The organism is uncultured Brevundimonas sp. (assembly GCF_963974615.1).
GTDB lineage: Bacteria > Pseudomonadota > Alphaproteobacteria > Caulobacterales > Caulobacteraceae > Brevundimonas.
Window position 1 is genome coordinate 159,988 of record NZ_CAXBDH010000004.1, and the last position, 19,985, is coordinate 179,972.

Sequence of the window (19,985 nt, forward strand, 5' to 3'; positions counted from 1 at the left end):
CGCAGGGAATCACCGAGTCTGACCTTCGTTTTCAAGGGGGACAGACATGGCGTTCGACAGTCCGCTGGCCGGAGAAATCTGGAGCAGCAAATATCGCTTTCGGCCGGTCGACGGCGAGGGCGACAAGACCGTCGAAGCCACCTGGGACCGGGTCGCCACGGCCCTGGCCGAGGCCGAGCCCGCCAAGTCACGCGGACGCTGGCGGACGCGCTTTCGCGAGGCGCTGGAAGGGTATCGCTTCCTGCCCGCCGGCCGGATCATCGCCGGCGCGGGCACCGGTCGGGCGGTGACCCTGTTCAACTGCTTCGTCATGGGCACGGTGCCGGACGATCTGGATGGCATCTTCCAGCACCTGCGCGAAGCGGCGGTGACCATGCAGCAGGGCGGCGGGGTCGGCATGGATTTCTCGACCGTCCGACCGTCCGGCGCGCCGGTTCGAGGGGTCGGGGCCGAGGCCTCGGGGCCGCTCAGCTTCATGGATGTCTGGGACTCGATGTGCCGCACCATCATGTCGGCCGGCCAGAGGCGCGGTGCCATGATGGGCTGTCTGCGGATCGATCACCCGGACATCGAAGCCTTCATCAATGCCAAGCGCGATGCCACCCGGTTCCGGAATTTCAATCTGTCGGTACTGGTCACAGACGCCTTCATGGCGGCGCTGGATGCCGATGCCGACTGGCCGCTGCTCTTCGAGGGCAAGGTCCGCCGCACCGTCCGGGCCACGGACCTGTGGAACCGGCTGATGCGCGCCACCTATGACGCCGCCGAGCCGGGGGTGATCTTCATCGACCGGGTCAACGCGGCCAACAACCTGGCCCACTGCGAGACAATCTCGGCGTCCAACCCGTGTGGCGAGCAGATGCTGCCGCCCTACGGAGCCTGTTTGCTGGGATCGCTCAACCTGGCCCGGCTGGTGACTGCCCCGTTCGAAGCGGGTGCCGCCATGGATGAGGAGGAACTTGGTCTCCTGACCCGCACCGCGGTCCGGATGCTGGACAATGTCATTGACATCTCGCGCTTCCCCCTGCCCGCCCAGGACGCCGAGGCCAAGGCCAAGCGTCGCATCGGCCTTGGCGTGACCGGACTGGCTGACGCCCTGATCTTCTGCGGGGCGCGCTACGGCGAGGACCAGGCCGTCGCCCTGACCGAACGCTGGCTGGGTGTGATCCGGCGGGAAGCCTATCGCGCCTCGGCCGAACTGGCGGCCGAGAAGGGCCCCTTCCCGCTTTACGACCCAATCATGCTGGAGCAACCCAACCTGGCCGGACTGGATCCCGAAACCCGTGAGCTGATCGCCCGCCACGGCCTGCGCAACGGTTGCCTGACCTCGATTGCACCGACCGGCACGACCTCCCTGCTGGCCGGCAACGTTTCGTCGGGCATCGAGCCGGTGTTCGCCTTCGCCTATAATCGCAAGGTCTTGCAGCCGGACGGCAGCAAACGCGAAGAAGCCGTCGAGGACTATGCCCTGTCCCTGTGGCACCGGCTCAAGGGGGCGGATGCGCCCTTGGAGAGCGCACCGGGCAATGCCTTCGTCAGCGCCCAGACCCTGACCCCCGAACACCATCTGCGCATGCAGGCGGCGGCCCAGAAGCAGATCGACAGCTCGATCTCCAAAACCATCAACTGCCCTGAAGACATCCCCTTCGACGCCTTTTCCCATGTCTATCGCCAGGGGTACCGTATGGGCTGCAAGGGGCTGACGACCTATCGGCCCAACGCCATCACGGGGTCCGTGCTGAGCGTGGAGCCGCAAACTACGCTACCGCCTCCGCCCGACGGACCGGTCCTGACTCCAAGGCCGCCGCGACTCGAGGGGGCGACCTACAAGGTGCGCTGGCCACTGGACGCGCATGCCGTCTACGTCACCATCAATGACTCCGAAGATGAGGACGGCGGCGAACGGCGACCGTTCGAGATCTTCGTCAACTCCAAGAACATGGCCCACTATGCGTGGACCGTGGCCCTGACCCGGATGGTTTCAGCGGTGTTCCGACGCGGCGGTGACGTCAGCTTTGTGGCTGAGGAATTGAAGGCCGTGTTCGATCCCGGCGGTGGAGCCTGGATGGACGGGAGCTATACGCCGTCGCTGCCGGCGGCCATCGGCGCGGTAATCGAACGTCATCTGGGACTGCCGACCGGAGACACGACGCATCCGGCCGCCCCCTCCCCTGTGGTCGAAACGGCACCGACCGTCGCGCGCGCACCTTCAGCCTGCCCGCGATGCGGCACGCCCGGACTGGTGCGCAAGGAGGGTTGCGACAGCTGTCTCGACTGCGGCTATTCCCGATGCGGATAGCGCCTCTGCGTCGCTCGCCGTCCCGCCGCCCCTGGACGGAGGTCTTCTATCGCGCCCGGCGGCCGGTCGAGATTCTGCTGACGGCCTCCCTTCGCAGTATCGCCCGTCGCCAGCCCGAGGCGTTCGACCGGTTGGGTTCGGTCCGCGATGCCACGATCCGGATCACCCCCGTGGACCTGCCCGTCGCCTTCGAGATGCGACCGGACGGCGAAACCGGGTCCATCCGGGTAGTGCGTCCGAACGACGATGCCGGCGAAGCCTCGGCGCGCATCAGCGGTCCATTGCTGACGCTTCTGGCCCTGTTTGACGGGCGCGGCGACGCCGATGGGGCCTTCTTCCAGCGCTGCATCGATGTCGACGGCGACACCGCCGCCATCCTGACTCTGCACAATGCGCTGGAGGCATCGGAATTGACAATGGCGGACATCCTGGGCCTGCCGCGACGGTTTGATCCACCGCTGCAGACCGTGCTGTCGATCGCCCGTCGCTGGCGCGAACCGGGGGGGGCGGCATGATCGCCGCGGCGGTCCCGGCGCTTGAACTGGTCTGCCCGGCCGGGTCGCCGGCCATGCTGAAGGCCGCGGTCGAGGCCGGAGCCGACAGTGTCTATTGCGGCTTCCGCGACGAGACCAATGCGCGCAATTTCCCGGGCCTGAACTTCTCGCCTGAGGAACTCCGGACGGCGACAGACTGGGCCCATGAACGCGGAGTCCGGGTCCTGCTGGCGCTCAACACCTTCGCCCGGGCGGACGCCACCGACCTGTGGCGCGCCTCGGCCGACGCAGCGGCCATGGCGGGTGTGGATGCCATCATCGCCGCGGACCTGGCCGTGCTGTCACACATGCGCACTAATCATCCCAACACCCGACTGCACCTGTCGGTTCAGGCCGCTGCGGGTACGCCGGAGGCGATTGCCTTCTACGCGCGTGAATACGGGGCGAAACGCATCGTCCTGCCGCGCGTCCTCAGCGTCGAGGAGATCAAGGTCCTGCAGCGAGAGATCAGCGTCGAGACCGAGGCCTTCGTCTACGGCGGCCTGTGCGTCATGGCCGAAGGCCGCTGCGCCCTGTCGTCCTATGCCTCGGGACGCTCGCCCAACCTGTCGGGAGTCTGTTCCCCGCCCGAGGCGGTCAGCTTCAGCGAGGCCGACGGCGAACGCACCACCCGGCTGTCCGGATTCGCCGTCGATCGCCTGCCGGCGGGCGAAGCCGGCGGCTATCCAACCCTGTGCAAGGGCCGGTTCCGCGGTGGCACGTCGGACGAGGCCGGCTATCTGTTCGAGGATCCGGTCAGTCTGAACGCCATGAGTCTGCTGGCCGGTCTGGCCGGTGCCGGGGTCACCGCCGTCAAGATCGAGGGCCGCCAGAGGGGGAGAGCCTATGTGGCGCGTGTCACCGCCGCCTTCCGCGCCGCCATCGATGCCCTTGGCCGCGGCGAATCCCCGGCCCCCTATGAGTCCCTGTTGAACGACCTCGCCGAAGGCGCGCGCGAGACGACGGGTGCCTACCGGAAGCGCTGGCGATGAGCGGGCCAATGGAACTGGCGATCGGGCCGCTGCTGTTCAATTGGGCCGCGGACCGGGTCGAAACCTTCTATGCCCGGATTGCCGACGAGGCCCCGGTCGCGACCGTCTATCTCGGCGAGGTGGTCTGCGGAAAGCGTCAGCCCCTGCTCCAGAACGCCCTGGTCCGGGCGGCCGGGCGACTGGAGGACGCCGGCAAGACCGTGATCTGGTCCACGCTCGCCCTGCCGGCCACGCCGAGGGAGCGCCGGCTGGCGGCGGACCTGGCCGCCGACCCCGATCATCTGATTGAGGCGGGAGACATGTCGGCGGTCTGGAGCCGGGCTCCCGCCCCCTTCGTCGCCGGGCCGTTGCTGAACGTCTACAGCGCGCCCGCAGCGGTCGAACTGGCCCGAATGGGCTGTGTGCGTTTGTGCGCCAACGTTGAACTCCCCCTGTCCTCGATCACCGAGATCGCCCGGGCCTGCCCCGAACTGACCCTGGAGCTGTTTGCCTTCGGCCGGTTGCCGCTGGCGCTGTCGAGCCGCTGCGCCCAAGCCCGAATGGAAGGCCTGCACCGGGACGCCTGCCGCTACGTCTGCGACCGCCACCCCGACGGCATGGATGTGGCCACGATCGAGGGCCAGACCTTCCTCGCGGTGAACGGTTTGCAGACCCTGTCGCATGGATGTCAGCTGGTCGATGTCCCGATCGAGGCCCTGACGGCGGCTGGCATTTCAGCATTGCGCCTGTCGCCGCATACGCTCGACATGGTCGCCGTGGTCGAAGCGTTCCGGGTCTATGCGGACGGAAACATCACCACAGACGAACTGGCCTGTCGCATCGAGGCGCTGGGTCCGCCTGGCCCCCTGGTCAGCGGCTATCTGCATGGCGCTGCGGGTGCCCGCGCCATCGGCGAACGGTCGGCACTGTGAGCACCGACGAACTTGCGGCGCGGCGAGCCCGGATCGACCGGATTGACGCCATTCTGGTGCGGCTCATGGCCGCGCGGCAACGCGAAGTCATGCAGATAGCCCGCCTCAAACGGGATCCGGACGCGATCCGGGATCCGCAGCGGATCGTCGTCATCCTCGACCGTATTCGCGCCGCTGCGCACCGCTATGGGCTCGACGAGGCCGTGGCCACTCCGGTGTGGCGCGAACTGCTGGAGCGTTCGGCCCAGACCCAGCAGTCTCTGCTGCGTCAGGAAGTCGGGAGCGCTGCTCGCCTTGACGAAGGGCAGTACGCGGCCGGAAGTCCGTCAAGTTCATCTCGCGGCACATCGCCTATGCAGGGCGGGTCAGCCGTACGGAACCCATCATGAGCACTGCCGCCGCCATCCGCGCCTATCGCGGGCCTGCCCTCTTCAGCGTCGGTCTACGCCCCTTTTACCTGTTCTCTGCCCTGTGGTCGGCGATCGCCGCGCCGCTCTGGGTCTACGCCTTCCTCAGCGGTGGACCGGTGGGGCTGGGCTGGCACGTCCATGAGATGCTGTTCGGCTACGCGGGCGGGATCATCGTCGGCTTCCTGCTGACCGCCGTGCCCAACTGGACCGGCAGGTTACCGGTGGTCGGCTGGCCGCTGGCCCTGCTGTTCAGCCTGTGGCTGGCGGGACGGGCCGCCATGCTGACGGTCGCGCTGAATGCGGACGCCGCCGCAGCGGCCTGGCCCGCAGTGATCGACAGCTTGTTCCTGTTCGCCATGGCCGGAGTCATCTGGCGCGAGGTCCTGACCGGACGCAACTGGCGCAATATCCCTGTCGCAATAATGGTTACCGTGCTGGCACTCGCCAACGCGGGTTTCCATCTCGAAGCCGGTGCCGGCGGCGTCGCCAATCTGTCGACCCGCCTGGGTCTGGCCGTCGTGACCCTGCTGATCGCGTTGATTGGCGGGCGGGTCACGCCCAGTTTCACCCGTAACTGGCAGCTCAAGCGTGGTGGCCCGCTTCCGGCGGTCACCGGCCGTTTCGACATGATAACCTTGATCGTCACGACGGCTGGACTGGTTGCCTGGAGCTTCGCCCCGACGCATCCGGCGGCGGGTGCGACCCTGCTAACTGCGGGAGTGTTGAACCTGATCCGGCTGGCCCGCTGGCGTGGCATGGCGACCCTGGCCGAACCGCTCGTGTGGATCCTTCACCTCGGCTATCTGTGGCTGGCTTCGGGTCTGGTGCTGCTGGGGCTGTCGGTCGGGATGCCAGCTCATGTCCTGCCCTCCGTGGGTGTCCATGCCCTGACCGCGGGAGCCATTGGCGTGATGACCCTGGCTGTCATGACCCGTTCCGCCCGGGGTCATACCGGACGACCGTTGACCTCCGGCACCATCGAGATCGTGATCTATGGACTGATCAACGCCGCAGCCCTGACCCGCGTGGTGGGCGGCTTGGTGCCATCCGCCTACCATCCCCTGCTGATTGTCTCGGTCGGGCTCTGGTCCGCGGCCTTCCTGGCCTTTGTCGTCGGCTACGGCCCGATGCTGCTGACCCCAAGGTTGGGCAAGGCCTGATCACCATCAGGCATAGCGCGCTGAAGCCGTCGCCTTGACCAGGGCGATCACCCACCGGCCCGGTTCCAGGGCCAGTTGTTCAACCGCCTGCCGGGTCACCAACGCCTTCAGTCGCAGCTCGCCCGCCTTAAGCCGTACCAGAACGCCGTCAGGGCGGGCCTCGAGCGCGGCGACTCGCATCGGCAGCCGGTTCTGGAAACTGGCACCGACCGGGTCGGTCAGGGCCAGGGCGACGTCGCGGGCGTCAACGATAACCCGCACCCGTTCACCCGGCGCGACGTCCAGAAGCGGTGACAGAAACGAGGTTCCAGCGAGGTCTATGCGGGTCGCGTTTCCCGCCGGATCGTGCGTGATCACGCGGCCGTTGAGGATCGATAGCGGCGCGCTCAACCCGGCGGCGGCCTCGGCCTCCGGGCGATCGAAGGCCATGTCCGGAGGTCCCGCTTCAATGGCCCGGCCTTCGCCGACCAGCACCACCCGGTCGGCCAGACGCGCCACCTCGTCGACGGCATGGCTGACGTAGAGGATGGGCGGTCCATCCTGGGCCAGACGATCGAGATACGGCAACAGATCACCGCGCCGCGCACCGTCCAGTCCGGCCAGGGGCTCGTCCAGGATCAGCAGGCGCGGCCGGGTCAGCAGGGCCCGTCCGATCGCCACGCGACGGGCCTCGCCGCCGGACAGGGATCCCGGACGACGCTCAAGCAGACCCTCGAGCCCCAGCAGGGCCGTCGTCTGATCCAACTCCGGACGGGTATCCCCGGCCCGGCGCGCGCCATAAAGCAGATTGTCCCGCACGGTCATGTGCGGGAACAGTCGGACGTCCTGAAACACATAGCCGATCCGCCGCCTCCAGGTCGGGATCGACACACTGGCCTCACTGTCGAACAGCGGCTCTCCGGCCAGGGCCACCCGGCCCCGGCTTGGCCGGATCAGACCGGCGACCAATTCAGCTACGGTGGTTTTGCCGGAGCCCGACCGGCCGAACAGGCAGGTGATGCGGGCGTCGCTCGCAAACCCGACCTCGAGAGAGAAGTCACCGCGAGCGATATGGGCCGAGACTTCCAGCATTACACTGTCCTCCCGACCCGACGCGCCGCCGCCCGTGCGACCCATTCCGAGACCAGCAGGGCCCCGATCGACACCGCGACGGAAATCAGCACCAGTCTCAGCGCTACTACCTCACCGCCCGGGACCTGAAGCAGGCTGTAGATCGCCAGAGGCAGGGTACGGGTCTCGCCGGGTATGTTCGAGACGAAGGTGATGGTGGCTCCGAACTCGCCTAACGCCTTGGCAAAGGCCAGCACCATCCCGGCCGCGATTCCGGGCAGGGCCAATGGCAGGGTGACGGTCAGGAACCGGACGGCGGGTGTCGCCCCGAGGGTCTCGGCCACCCGCTCGATCCTGGGATCGATCATGTCGAACGACAGACTGACGGCCCGCACCAGCAGGGGGAAACCCATCACTGCGGCCGCCAGCGCCGCACCGGTCCAGTCAAAGGCAAAGACGATACCCATGGGCTCGAGCCAGCTACCCAACGGACCGTTGCGGCCGAACAGCAGCAACAGGGCATAGCCCGTTACCACCGGCGGCAGGATCAACGGCAGGTGGGTCAGACCCGAGACCAGCGCCTTGCCGGGAAAATCATACCGCGACAGCAGATAGGCCAGGGCGATCCCCGGCGGCAGGCTGAACAGGGTCGCCGTCAGCGCCACCTTCAACGACAGGCCGATGATCTGCAGTTCTTCGGGACTGAGTGGGGTCATGACGAGGTCGACCCGGTCGGAGGCGACGCGAACCCGAAGCGACGGAAAAGGGCCTGACCTTCATTACCGGACAGATAGTTCAGAAAGGCCACGGCGGCGGCAGGATTGCCGAAGTCATCCAGACGCTGGACCGGCGCAGCCGAATAAACGATCGGCGCATGGCTTGAAGCCGGAAAGGTCGCCAGCACCCGCACCCGGGGCTCGGCGAGAGCATCGGTCGCGTAGACCACGCCCAACGGCGCTTCCCCGCGTGCGACCAGGGCCAGGGCCGCACGGACACTGTCACCGGGAGCCAGCCGGTCCTTGACCGCAGGCCACAGGCTCATTGCGGTCAGGGCCTCCTGCCCATAGCGGCCTGCGGGCACGGCCGGCTCAGCGATGGCCAGCCGTCCCTCGCCCAGCCGCGTGACAAGGTCGGTACCGGAGGTCAGGTCCACAGAGGCGGCGGGGGATGAAACCGGAGAGATCAACACCAGACTGTTGGCGGCCACATCGCGCCGCCCGGACGCATCGATCAGTTCGCGTTCATCGAGCCAGTCCATCCACGCTTCATCGGCCGAAATGAACAGATCAGCGGGCGCGCCCCGGTCGATCTGTCGGGCCAGCTGGGCGCTGCCCGCATAGGTGACCCGGACCGTCAGATCCGTCAGCTGCCGGTAGCTGGCGACGGCGGCATCAATGACCTCGCGCAGACTGGCCGCCGCGAACACATCAACCCGGGCACCGTTCCTCGACCGTCCGGAATCGCAGGCCGACAGGACTCCCGCCGCAAGCAGAATCAACCATTGCCGGCGCCCCATGCCGGAACCTGCCTCATTCATCGGACACGGCCTCCTCACATCCCCGGCCTGTTCGACCCTCGCCCCTGTCTAGCATGGCCGACCAGCGTGGCGCACAACGACGGTCGTCACCAATCTTGACTTTCATCAAGCATTTTCAGACGACCCGTCAAAGAAGATGGCGTCCGGTTCAGCTATGGCTCAGGGTGAGTTCGCTCCGAGCTGACCGGCCTACCGCGCATCCGCGCCACGGCCTTTCAGCCGGATCCGCAAGGATCGAGGGCGACGGGAGAAATCCCCTCGCCTCCCGTATTTGGAAAGGAGCTTCCATGGCATTCGATGCCGCCCCCGCGGTCGACGGCTTTGGCCGCCGATTCCACTACCTTCGCCTCTCGGTGACGGAAGTGTGCAATTTCAGCTGCACCTACTGCCTGCCGAACGGGTGGAAAAAGGACGGCCCGCTGTCGTTCCTGACCGTCGATGAAATTCGCCGGCTGGTCGCCGGATTTTCAGACCTGGGACTCAGCAAGGTTCGGCTGACTGGCGGTGAGCCGTCCGTTCGCAAGGACTTCAACGACATCATCGCCACGGTCGCGAACACCCCCGGCGTGGCCAAGGTCGCCGTAACTACCAATGGCTGGAACCTGGCTCGACACGTCGCCGACTGGCGCGCCGCCGGCCTCAGCCACATCAACATCAGTATCGACTCGCTGAACCCCGAGACCTTCCATCAGATCACCGGCCATGACCGGCTGCACCAGGTGCTCAACGGACTGGACCAGGCCGTGGCCGAAGGGTTTTCGGCGGTAAAGGTCAATGCCGTCCTGCTGCGCCAGACTGCCGAAGCGGGCTTCGATGACTGGGCGCGGTTTGTCCGCGACCGCCCGGTATCTGTCCGCTTCATCGAGCTGATGAAGACCACGGACAATGACGACTATTTCGCCCGCCATCACGTGAAGGCCCAGGGCCTGCGCGACTGGCTGGACCACAACGGCTGGACTCCGGGCGCGCGGACTTTCGACGCAGGGCCGGCGCTGGAATACCGCCATCCTGATCATGCCGGGTCCATCGGCCTGATCGCCCCCTACGCTCCGGGATTCTGCGACAGCTGCAACCGGCTGCGGGTCACCGCACGCGGCAAGCTGCGTCTGTGCCTGTTCGGCGACGGGGGCGTCGATCTGCGCGAGCTGCTTCAGGACGACGCTGACCGCGAGGCCCTGACCGCCGGCATCGTCTCAGCCCTGACCGGCAAGGCCCAGGGTCATCAGCTGGCCCGCGGCCTGTCAGGGGATCTGCGAAACCTGGCCCAGCTGGGCGGCTGATCAGCTCGAGACGTAGCCGCAGCTGCGACCTGTCGCCGAACTCCAGCGCTCACTCTCGGCCTTGCCGACGACCCCGTCCCGGGGCGGCATGTGATTGTCGATCAATGGCGATGGGCGCGCCAGCCGTTCCAAGGCCTCGGGGCGGCTCAGGGTAACCTCGCCCCCCTTCACGACCACACCGTACTTGGCTAGGCTGGCGAAGGCCCGTGACAAGTTTTCCGGCGTCATGCCCAGCAGGGAAGCCAGCACCCGCTTCTCATGCGGCAGGACAAGGGTCTCGACCATATCCTGACGTACCCGCTGGGTGATCAGATAGTTGGCCAGCCGCTCGACTCCGCCGCGCAGCTTCTGATTTTTCACGGCGCGAACCAGACCGCGGTAACAGCCGGACAACTCCTGGGCCACGGCGAAGCTGAAATCAGCGTCCTGACGCATCGTGCGGCGAAGCGCCTCGCCTGACAGCATCAGAATCTCTGACCGCTCCAGGGTGCGTGCCGACATCAGGGCGTCGGCATCCAGAACCACGGCGGCAAGGATGAAGGTCGACACCGGACGCAACAGCGCCAAGGTGGTCTCCTTCTCCTTCCAGGAGCCCTGGAGTTCGACCATCCCGTCCAGCAGGACATAGAGAAAGTCGACAGTGTCGCCTTCCATCAGCAGGGTGGTGCCTGCGGGAAACCGCTGCAGAAATGCACCCGCCGTAACGTCCCGAAAGACCTCGGGCGAAGATTTGGCGAACAGGGGGAGCGCCTTGACGCGGTCGAGGTCGGACGCGCGCATAGTCATATTGCACTCCAGGTCTGGGTCAGGATCGCGCCGCCTTACTTGATGGAATCAACGTCGCAAGCCCAGCCGCCACGCTGAATGACGTACCATTTGACGAACATCAAGTCCAGCCCCGACTATAAGCAACCACCAACCACAACAACGCCGTTTTGCTTACGCTTATCAATCAAATACATCTAATAATCTGCAACTAACTTCGACAAATTGACCAAGATCAAACAACCCGGAAATTCTCCCGGATAAGAACCATTGAAGACGGGCCGATAGACGGCCTCATTCGATGGAGATGGCCGGCATGGTCCCCGTTTCAGAATCCGCGGCCCCGGGGGCCAGAACCGCCCTGTGGGTCAGCACTTTCGCGTTCACAGCCTGTTTTGCCGTCTGGACAATCTTCGGGATCATCGGCGTCCAGATAAAGACTGACCTCAATCTGACCGAGGCCCAGTTCGGCCTTCTGGTCGGCACACCGATCCTGACCGGATCGCTGTCACGGATCTTTCTCGGCGTCTGGACCGGTCAGTTTGGCGGACGCATCGTCAATCTGATCGTCATGACCCTGGCCGCCGCAGCGACATTCCTGCTGTCCTACGCCGAGACCTATGGCCAGTTTCTGATCGCGGCATTGGGGGTCGGTCTTGCGGGCGGAGCCTTCGCCGTCGGCGTCGCCTATGTTTCGAAATTCTACCCGCCCAACCAGCAAGGCACAGCCCTGGGCATCTTCGGCGCAGGCAATGTCGGTGCCGCTGTAACCAAGTTTGCCGCTCCGTTCGTCATGCTGGCCATGGGCTGGGAGGCGGTCGCGCAAATATGGGCAGCGGTGCTGCTGGCCATCGCGGTCCTGTTCTTCCTGCTCACCCGTGACGAACCCGATGTCGTTGAACGCCGCCGCTCGGGCCAGAAGCCGGTTACGGCCTGGATGCAGCTGGCCCCGCTTAAGGACATCAGGGTCTGGCGCTTCTCCCTCTACTATTTCTTCGTCTTCGGCGGGTTTGTGGCCCTGGCCCTGTGGCTGCCCCACTACCTGACCGGTGCCTATGGTCTGGGTATCGGCGCAGCGGGCATGCTGGCCGCCGCCTATTCGATCCCTGGATCCCTGTTCCGGGTGTTCGGCGGATGGCTGTCGGACCGGGTCGGCGCGCGCAAGGTCATGTATCTGACCTTCGCCCTCAGCGCCGTTTGCGCCTTCATCCTCGCCTATCCGGCCACGACCTATGTGGTCGACGGTATTGAGGGTCCGATCCAGTTCAGACTGGCCCTGAGCCTGCCGGCCTTCACGGTCCTGGTCTTCGTGCTGGGCTTCGCGATGAGCCTGGGCAAGGCCGCTGTCTACAAGCACATCCCCGTCTACTACCCCGACCATGTCGGCGCGGTCGGCGGTCTGGTCGGGATGATCGGCGGCCTCGGTGGCTTCATCATGCCGATCGCCTTCGGGGCCCTGAATGATCTGACCGGCGTCTGGACCAGCTGCTTCATGTTGCTGTTCCTGCTGGTCACCGGGGCCCTGATCTGGATGCACCTGGCCGTAGGCCGGATGGAGCACCGTCGCGCCCCCGATCTGGCGACCCTCCCCGAATTTCCCGAACTGGCCGGCGTCGGTCCCGACAGGGCTGCCGCCTCCGCCTCCCCTCGCTCGAGCTAGAGAAAGACACCCATGTCCCGTCATGTTCTGAACGACTGGCGTCCGGAAGATCCCGATTTCTGGGCCTCGACCGGCAAGCAAATCGCCGCCCGGAATCTCTGGATCTCGGTACCCAACCTCCTGCTGGCCTTCTCGGTATGGATGGTCTGGTCGATGGTTGTGGCCAAGCTCGGGCTGATCGGCTTCAAGTTCGAAACCTCGCAGCTGTTCTGGCTGGCGGCCCTCCCTGCGCTCTCGGGCGCGACGCTGCGAATCTTCTACAGCTTCATGGTGCCCATCTTCGGCGGACGCCGGTGGACGGCATTGTCGACACTGTCCCTGGTCATCCCGGCCTTCGGGATCGGGCTGGCGGTCCAGAACCCCGATACGCCCTACTGGATGTTCGTCATGCTCGCGCTGCTCTGCGGACTGGGGGGCGGCAATTTCGCCTCGTCCATGTCCAACATCGGCTTCTTCTATCCGAAGGCTGAAAAGGGCAATTCCCTGGCGCTGAATGCCGGGTTCGGCAATCTCGGCGTCAGCGTCATGCAGTTCGCCGTTCCGCTGGTGATCACGCTTGGTCTGTTCGCACCCGTCGTCGGTGCCCCCCAAATCGCCGTCAACAAGGGCGTCGAGAGCCAGATCTGGCTGCAAAACGCCGGCTTCGTCTGGATCCCCTTCCTGCTGGCATCGGCCGCCGCCGCCTGGTTCGGCATGAACGACATCACCTCGGCCAAGGCCTCCTTCAAGACCCAGTCGGTGATCTTCAAGCGCAAGCACAACTGGCTGATGTGCTACCTCTACATCGGCACCTTCGGCTCCTTCATCGGCTTCTCGGCAGCGTTCCCCCTGCTGGGCAAGACCCTGTTTCCGGACGTCAACATCCTGCAGATCGCCTTCCTCGGCCCCCTGGTCGGCGCGGCGTCACGGGCGATGACCGGCTGGGTCTCGGATCGCTGGGGCGGCCAGAACGTCACCCAGATCGTCTTCTATGCCCTGATCGCAGGGGTGCTGGGCGTCCTCTACAGCGTCGGTGCCTTTGGCGCTGAGCCGACCTTCAACCTGTTCTTCGCCAGCTTCATCTGGCTGTTCTTCTGGACCGGCGTGGGCAATGCCTCGACCTTCCAGATGATCCCGGCCCTGGTGCGGACCGACATGCCGCGCCTGATGCCCGAAGCTTCACCGGGTGAACGCCTGAAACAGTCAGAACTGGAATCCGCGGCCATCGTCGGCTTCTCGTCGGCCCTCGGTGCCTACGGCGGATTCTTCATCCCGCTGGCCTTTGCCAACTCGATGAAGGCGACGGGCGGTCCGGTGACGGCCCTCTACATCTTCTGCGCCTTCTACGCGACGTGCGCGATCGTCAACTGGGTCTACTACGCCCGGCCCCGTTCGATCCTGAATCTCTCCCTCAAAGCGGCAGTCTGATCATGAGCCATACCCTCGACCGCCTCGCCTTCTTCACGCGCAAGACCGAGCTGTTCTCGGACAAACACGGCGTCATGAATGACGACGACCGCACTTGGGAAGAGGCCTACCGAAACCGCTGGCGGCACGACAAGATCGTGCGCTCGACCCATGGGGTGAACTGCACGGGCTCCTGCTCCTGGAAGATCTACGTCAAGGGCGGGATCGTCACCTGGGAAACCCAGCAGACCGACTATCCCCGCACCCGCCCCGACCTGCCGAACCATGAGCCGCGCGGCTGCGCCCGCGGGGCCAGCTACAGCTGGTATCTGTATTCCGCCAACCGGGTGAAATACCCGCTGATCCGCTCGCGCCTGCTCAAGCACTGGCGCGCGGCGCGCGCCACCCTGCCCCCGGTCGCGGCCTGGGCCTCAATCCAGAATGATCCGGCGGCACGGGCCGACTACATCAGCATGCGCGGCTCGGGCGGCTTCGTCCGCGCCGAGTGGGACGAGGTCAATGAGATCATCGCCTCGGCCAACGCCTATACGGTGAAGACCTGGGGCCCGGACCGGGTGTTCGGCTTCTCGCCGATCCCGGCCATGTCGATGCTGTCCTATGCCGCCGGGGCCCGTTACCTGCAGCTGATGGGCGGCGTCTGCGGCTCATTCTATGACTGGTACTGCGACCTGCCGCCGGCCTCGCCCCAGACCTGGGGCGAGCAGACCGACGTGCCGGAATCGGCCGACTGGTTCAACTCCGGCTTCCTGCTGCTCTGGGGCTCGAACGTACCGCAGACGCGCACGCCCGACGCCCATTTCTATACCGAGGCCCGCTATCGCGGGGCCAAGTCGGCGGTCATCTGCCCCGACTATTCCGAGGCCTCGAAATTCGCCGACCTCTGGCTGGCAGTGAAACAGGGAACCGACGCGGCGCTGGGCATGGCCTTCGGTCACGTGATCCTCAAGGAATTCCACGTCGACCGGCAGGTGCCCTATTTCCGCGACTACCTGCGCCAGTATTCCGACCTGCCCATGCTGGTTCGCCTGGTCCCGCAGGACGGCGGCCTGGTCGCCGAACGCCAGCTGCGTGCGTCCGACTTCAGCAAGTCGCTGGGCGAGACCAACAATCCGGAATGGAAGACCGTCGCCCTCGACGAAAACACCGGCAAGGTGGTGGTGCCGAACGGCTCCATCGGCTTCCGCTGGGGCGAGGACGGCAAATGGAATCTTGAGGAGAAGGAAACCGGCGGCAAGGAAACCCGCCTGCGTCTCGGCCTCAAGGACGACCACGACGAGGTTGTCGGCGTCCGCTTCCCCTATTTCGCCAACGCCGCCACCAACGGCTTCGCCTCCAGCGACCACCCCGACGTCCTCGTCCGGAACGTGCCGGTCAAGCGCATGAAGCTGAAGGACGGCGAGGCCTTGGTGGCCTGCGTCTATGACCTGTTCCTCGCCAACTACGGTGTCGACCAGGGCTTCGGCGGCGATCACATGCCCAAGGACTTCGACGATCCGGAGCCCTATTCGCCCGCCTGGGGCGAGGCCATGACCTCGGTGCCGCGCGACCAGATCATCGCTGTGGCCCGTGGGTTCGCCGGCAATGCCGAAAAGACCAACGGCAAGTCGATGGTCATCATCGGCGCGGCGATGAACCACTGGTTCCACATGGACATGAACTATCGCGCGGTCATCAACATGCTGGTCATGTGCGGCTGCGTCGGTCAGTCCGGCGGCGGCTGGGCCCACTATGTCGGCCAGGAAAAGCTGCGACCGCAATCCGGCTGGGCCCCCGTGGCCTTCAGCCTCGACTGGTACCGTCCGCCGCGCCAGCAGAACTCGACCTCCTTCTTCTACGCCCACACCAATCAGTGGCGTTATGAGACCGTCACGCCCGCCGAAATCCTGTCGCCGACGGCCCCCGCCGGTGACTGGGGGGGCTCGTTGATCGACTTCAACGCCCGCGCCGAACGCATGGGCTGGCTGCCGTCCTCACCGGCCCTGAAGACCAATCCGCTCCAGGTCGCCCGTGACGCCATCGAGGCCGGGGTCGATCCGAAGGACTACACGGTCAAGGCGCTGAAAGACCGGTCGCTCGAAATGTCCTGCATGGACCCGGACGACCCGGCCAACTGGCCGCGCAACATGTTCGTCTGGCGCTCCAACCTGCTCGGTTCGTCGGGCAAGGGGCACGAGTATTTCCTCAAACACCTGCTGGGTGCGAGCCACGGTGTCCAGGGCCTCGACCTGGGCGAGTCCGGCGGCGTCAAGCCGACCGAGGTGACGTGGCGCGAGGAGGCTCCGGAGGGCAAGCTGGACCTGCTGGTCACGCTGGACTTCCGCATGTCGACCACGGCCGTCTATTCTGACATCGTCCTGCCGACGGCCACCTGGTACGAGAAGAACGACCTCAACACCTCGGACATGCACCCGTTCATCCACCCGCTGACGGCGGCGGTGGATCCGGCGTGGGAAGCCCGCAGCGACTGGGACATCTTCCGCGGTCTGGCCAAGACCTTCTCGGAGGTTTGCCCGGAAGTGCTCGGCGTCGAAAAGGACGTCGTCCTCACCCCGATCCAGCACGACAGCCCGGCCGAACTGGCCCAGGCGTCGGAGGTGCACGACTGGTGGAAAGGCGAATGCGAGCCGATCCCCAACCGCACCATGCCGCAGATCACCATCGTCGAGCGGGACTATCCCAACCTCTACAAGCAGTTCACCTCCATCGGTCCGTTGATGGAAAAAATCGGCAATGGCGGCAAGGGTCTGGCCTGGAACACCGAACACGAGGTCGAGCTGCTGCGGGCCCTGAACGGCGAGGTCCTCGAAGAGGGCGTTTCCCAGGGCCGGGCCTCGATCCACGATGTGGTCGACGCCTGCGAGGCCGTGCTGATGATGGCCCCGGAAACCAACGGTGAAGTCGCCGTCAAGGCCTGGGCTGCCCTGTCCAAACAGACGGGCCGCGACCACACCCATCTGGCCCTGCCCAAGGAGGAGGAGAAGATCCGGTTCCGCGACCTCGTCGCCCAGCCGCGCAAGATCATCTCCTCGCCGATCTGGTCAGGTCTGGAGTCCGAGCACGTCTGCTACACGGCCAACTACACCAATGTGCACGAACGGATTCCGTGGCGCACCCTGACCGGTCGCCAGCAGCTGTATCAGGATCACCTGTGGATGCGGGCCTTCGGCGAGGCGCTGTGCGTCTATCGTCCGCCGCTCGATATGAAGACCCTGTCGGTCAAGGGCCTCAAGCCGAACGGCGAGCCAGAAATCGCGCTGAACTTCATTACCCCACACCAGAAATGGGGTATTCATTCAACGTATTCCGACAATCTGATGATGCTGACTCTGAATCGGGGCGGCCCGGTCATCTGGATCTCGGAGACGGATGCCCGCCGTATCGGCGTGGTCGACAATGACTGGGTCGAGCTGTTCAACGCCAACGGGGCGATTACGGCTCGGGCGGTGGTGTCCCAGCGGATCCGTGAAGGCACCACCTTCATGTATCACGCCCAGGAAAAGATCGTGAACACGCCGGGGTCCCAGATCACCGGCCGGCGCGGCGGCATCCACAACTCGGTCACCCGGATCGTGCCCAAGCCGACGCACATGATCGGTGGCTACGCCCAGCTGTCCTACGGCTTCAACTACTACGGCACCGTCGGCTCGAACCGCGACGAGTTCGTGATCATCCGCAAGATGACCAAGGTCGACTGGCTCGACGAGCCGCTCGGCGACTTCTCTCAAGCCAAGGAGCCAGCCCAATGAAGGTCCGCGCCCAGATCGGCATGGTGCTGAACCTCGATAAATGTATCGGCTGTCACACCTGCTCCGTCACCTGCAAGAACGTCTGGACCAGCCGCAAGGGCGTCGAATACGCCTGGTTCAACAACGTCGAGACCAAGCCCGGCATCGGCTATCCCAAGGACTGGGAAAACCAGAAGCGCTGGAACGGCGGCTGGCGGCGCAAGAAGAACGGCGACATCGAACCGCGGATGGGCCCGAAATGGCGCATCCTGGCCAAGATTTTCGCCAACCCGGACCTGCCCGAGATCGACGACTATTACGAGCCGTTCGACTTCGACTACGCCCATCTCCAGAACGCACCGGAGATGAAGCATTTCCCGACTGCCCGTCCGCGCTCGGCCATCACCGGCCAGCGGATGGAGAAGATCGAGTGGGGTCCGAACTGGGAGGAGATCCTTGGCGGCGAGTTCGCCAAGCGCTCCAAGGACTACAATTTCGCCGACATCGAAAAGGAGATGTACGGCGAGTTCGAAAACACCTTCATGATGTACCTGCCCAGGCTGTGCGAGCACTGCCTGAATCCGACCTGCGTCGCGGCCTGCCCATCGGGCGCGATCTACAAGCGGGAAGAGGACGGCATCGTCCTCATCGACCAGGACAAATGCCGCGGCTGGCGCATGTGCGTCTCGGCCTGCCCGTACAAGAAAATCTACTACAACTGGGACTCAGGCAAGTCCGAGAAATGCACCTTCTGCTTCCCGCGCATCGAGGTCGGCCAGCCGACCGTCTGTTCCGAGACCTGCGTCGGACGCATCCGCTATCTGGGCGTGCTGCTCTATGACGCCGATCGCATCAGCGAGGCCGCGAGCGTCGACGAAAAGGACCTCTACCAGGCCCAGCTCGACGTCTTCCTGGATCCGCACGATCCGGCGGTGATCGCCCAGGCCAGGGCCGACGGCGTGCCCGACGCCTGGATCGAGGGGGCCAAACGCAGCCCGGTCTACAAGATGGCCATGGACTGGAAGATCGCCTTCCCGCTCCACCCCGAATACCGGACCCTGCCGATGGTCTGGTACGTCCCGCCGCTGTCGCCGATCCAGAATGCAGCCGCTGTCGGGGCGCTGGAAATGGACGGCGAGATGCCGGACGTGAACAAGCTGCGCATCCCGGTCAAATACCTCGCCAACCTGCTGACCGCAGGCGTCGAGGCCCCGGTTACCCTGGCACTTCAGCGGATGCTGGCCATGCGGGCCTACATGCGGGCCAAGACCATCGACGGCCGTATCGACCACACCCTCGCGGCCAAGGTCGGTCTGACCGCGGCCCAGATCGACGACATGTTCAAGATCATGGCCATCGCCGACTACGAGGACCGTTTCGTCATCCCCTCGGTCCACCGCGAGACCGCCGAGAACGCCTTCGATATCCGGGGCGGCTGCGGCTTCACCTTCGGCAACGGCTGCTCCGGCGGCCGGACCGAGCTGGGCCTGTTCGGGCCCGACAAACGCTCACGCGCCAAACCCACAGCAGAGGTGGCTTGATCATGGCCCTGACCTATCGCGCCCTCGCCCTGATGCTCAGCTATCCGACCGCTGAGATCAAGGCCGCCGCCCCCGAGGCCATCGACGCCATCCGCGCCGAAGACCTGGTCCCTGACCCGATCGTCCGCTCGCTGGAGAAGCTGGCCGGGATGCTGGAACACGACGACCTCTATGACCTGCAGGAGGGGTTTGTGCAGCTGTTCGACCGCACTCGGTCGCTGTCGTTGAACCTGTACGAGCACATCCACGGTGAAAGCCGGGACCGGGGTCAGGCCATGGCCGCCCTGGTCGAGCTCTACGCCTCCTACGGGCTGGAGCTGTCGGCCAAGGAGCTGCCGGATCACCTGCCGGTCTTCCTGGACTTCCTGTCCACCCTGCCGGACGCTGAAGCGGCCTCCCTGCTCGGTGAAGGGGCCCACGTGCTGGCCGCCCTGACCGAGCGACTGCACAAGCGCGACAGTCCGTATCGCGCCGTCTTCGGAGCCTTGTCGAACCTGGCCGATGCCGTGCCCGATACCGACGCCGTGGCGGCCCTGATGCAGGAACCGGACGAGGACCCCGACGACCTCGAGGCCCTCGACAAGTCCTGGGAGGAAACCGCCGTCAGCTTCGGACCGGGAGAGGTCGGCTGTCCCAAGGCCGATTCCATCCTGTCCGCAATGAACGCCGCCCCGCCCCCCGAAAAGAGTCGCCGCTCCGGCGCGGCTGCGTGAGG

Annotated in this window: 16 protein-coding genes and 1 riboswitch; of the genes, 12 read left to right on the forward strand and 4 right to left on the reverse strand. The window is 65.5% G+C overall.

Annotated elements, in window-relative coordinates; genetic code table 11:
* Positions 1 to 46: 46 nt before the first annotated feature.
* The 6 genes from AAC050_RS04055 to AAC050_RS04080 are packed head-to-tail and all read left to right on the forward strand — an operon-like array spanning position 47 to position 6,305.
* The gene (locus AAC050_RS04055; RefSeq protein WP_339913776.1) at positions 47 to 2,299 is read left to right on the forward strand and encodes an adenosylcobalamin-dependent ribonucleoside-diphosphate reductase; all 2,253 of its coding nucleotides are present in this window, start codon (positions 47 to 49) and stop codon (positions 2,297 to 2,299) included.
* Positions 2,290 to 2,814 carry an SCP2 sterol-binding domain-containing protein gene (locus tag AAC050_RS04060; protein ID WP_339913777.1) on the forward strand — a complete coding sequence of 175 codons (525 nt, stop codon included), beginning with the start codon at positions 2,290 to 2,292 and terminating at the stop codon, positions 2,812 to 2,814. Before AAC050_RS04055 ends, AAC050_RS04060 begins: the two co-directional genes overlap by 10 nt.
* Positions 2,811 to 3,824: a peptidase U32 family protein gene (locus tag AAC050_RS04065; RefSeq protein ID WP_339913778.1), complete on the forward strand. Its 1,014-nt coding sequence runs from the start codon at positions 2,811 to 2,813 to the stop codon at positions 3,822 to 3,824. Before AAC050_RS04060 ends, AAC050_RS04065 begins: the two co-directional genes overlap by 4 nt.
* The gene (locus tag AAC050_RS04070) at positions 3,821 to 4,735 is read left to right on the forward strand and encodes a U32 family peptidase (RefSeq protein WP_339913779.1); all 915 of its coding nucleotides are present in this window, start codon (positions 3,821 to 3,823) and stop codon (positions 4,733 to 4,735) included. Before AAC050_RS04065 ends, AAC050_RS04070 begins: the two co-directional genes overlap by 4 nt.
* Positions 4,732 to 5,124: a chorismate mutase gene (locus AAC050_RS04075; protein WP_339913780.1), complete on the forward strand. Its 393-nt coding sequence runs from the start codon at positions 4,732 to 4,734 to the stop codon at positions 5,122 to 5,124. Before AAC050_RS04070 ends, AAC050_RS04075 begins: the two co-directional genes overlap by 4 nt.
* Positions 5,121 to 6,305: an NnrS family protein gene (locus tag AAC050_RS04080; RefSeq protein ID WP_339913781.1), complete on the forward strand. Its 1,185-nt coding sequence runs from the start codon at positions 5,121 to 5,123 to the stop codon at positions 6,303 to 6,305. The genes AAC050_RS04075 and AAC050_RS04080 overlap by 4 nt, the downstream gene beginning before the upstream one ends.
* A gap of 6 nt (positions 6,306 to 6,311) precedes the next feature.
* Here AAC050_RS04080 and modC read toward each other — a convergent pair whose 3' ends face one another.
* The 3 genes from modC to modA are packed head-to-tail and all read right to left on the reverse strand — an operon-like array spanning position 6,312 to position 8,892.
* Positions 6,312 to 7,376 (reverse strand): molybdenum ABC transporter ATP-binding protein, encoded by a 1,065-nt coding sequence (gene modC / locus AAC050_RS04085; RefSeq protein WP_339913782.1) that lies wholly within the window; start codon positions 7,374 to 7,376, stop codon positions 6,312 to 6,314.
* Positions 7,376 to 8,071 (reverse strand): molybdate ABC transporter permease subunit, encoded by a 696-nt coding sequence (gene modB, locus AAC050_RS04090; RefSeq protein ID WP_339913783.1) that lies wholly within the window; start codon positions 8,069 to 8,071, stop codon positions 7,376 to 7,378. Before modB ends, modC begins: the two co-directional genes overlap by 1 nt.
* Complete coding sequence (modA, locus tag AAC050_RS04095; RefSeq protein ID WP_339913784.1) at positions 8,068 to 8,892, reverse strand: molybdate ABC transporter substrate-binding protein; 825 nt, start codon at positions 8,890 to 8,892, stop codon at positions 8,068 to 8,070. Before modA ends, modB begins: the two co-directional genes overlap by 4 nt.
* Before the next feature lie 161 nt (positions 8,893 to 9,053).
* Positions 9,054 to 9,190: riboswitch (molybdenum cofactor riboswitch) on the forward strand.
* Between modA and moaA the strand changes: the two genes are divergently transcribed.
* The gene (gene moaA / locus AAC050_RS04100; protein WP_339913785.1) at positions 9,180 to 10,172 is read left to right on the forward strand and encodes a GTP 3',8-cyclase MoaA; all 993 of its coding nucleotides are present in this window, start codon (positions 9,180 to 9,182) and stop codon (positions 10,170 to 10,172) included. Its footprint overlaps the riboswitch before it by 11 nt.
* On the opposite strand, the gene AAC050_RS04105 is transcribed toward moaA, so the two are convergent.
* The gene (locus AAC050_RS04105) at positions 10,173 to 10,952 is read right to left on the reverse strand and encodes a cyclic nucleotide-binding domain-containing protein (protein ID WP_339913802.1); all 780 of its coding nucleotides are present in this window, start codon (positions 10,950 to 10,952) and stop codon (positions 10,173 to 10,175) included. It abuts the gene before it with no gap.
* A gap of 301 nt (positions 10,953 to 11,253) precedes the next feature.
* Here AAC050_RS04105 and AAC050_RS04110 point away from each other — a divergent pair, with 301 nt between their 5' ends.
* Genes AAC050_RS04110 through narJ form a run of 5 tightly spaced genes read left to right on the forward strand, consistent with a single transcriptional unit; the run spans position 11,254 to position 19,983 of the window.
* Positions 11,254 to 12,597 (forward strand): nitrate/nitrite transporter, encoded by a 1,344-nt coding sequence (locus AAC050_RS04110; RefSeq protein WP_339913786.1) that lies wholly within the window; start codon positions 11,254 to 11,256, stop codon positions 12,595 to 12,597.
* A gap of 12 nt (positions 12,598 to 12,609) precedes the next feature.
* Positions 12,610 to 14,004 carry an MFS transporter gene (locus AAC050_RS04115; protein WP_339913787.1) on the forward strand — a complete coding sequence of 465 codons (1,395 nt, stop codon included), beginning with the start codon at positions 12,610 to 12,612 and terminating at the stop codon, positions 14,002 to 14,004.
* A gap of 2 nt (positions 14,005 to 14,006) precedes the next feature.
* Positions 14,007 to 17,750: a nitrate reductase subunit alpha gene (locus AAC050_RS04120; protein ID WP_339913788.1), complete on the forward strand. Its 3,744-nt coding sequence runs from the start codon at positions 14,007 to 14,009 to the stop codon at positions 17,748 to 17,750.
* The gene (narH, locus tag AAC050_RS04125) at positions 17,747 to 19,270 is read left to right on the forward strand and encodes a nitrate reductase subunit beta (RefSeq protein WP_339913789.1); all 1,524 of its coding nucleotides are present in this window, start codon (positions 17,747 to 17,749) and stop codon (positions 19,268 to 19,270) included. Before AAC050_RS04120 ends, narH begins: the two co-directional genes overlap by 4 nt.
* Positions 19,271 to 19,272: 2 nt before the next feature.
* Positions 19,273 to 19,983, forward strand: coding sequence for a nitrate reductase molybdenum cofactor assembly chaperone (narJ, locus tag AAC050_RS04130; protein WP_339913790.1), 711 nt, complete (start codon positions 19,273 to 19,275; stop codon positions 19,981 to 19,983).
* Positions 19,984 to 19,985 lie beyond the last annotated feature (2 nt).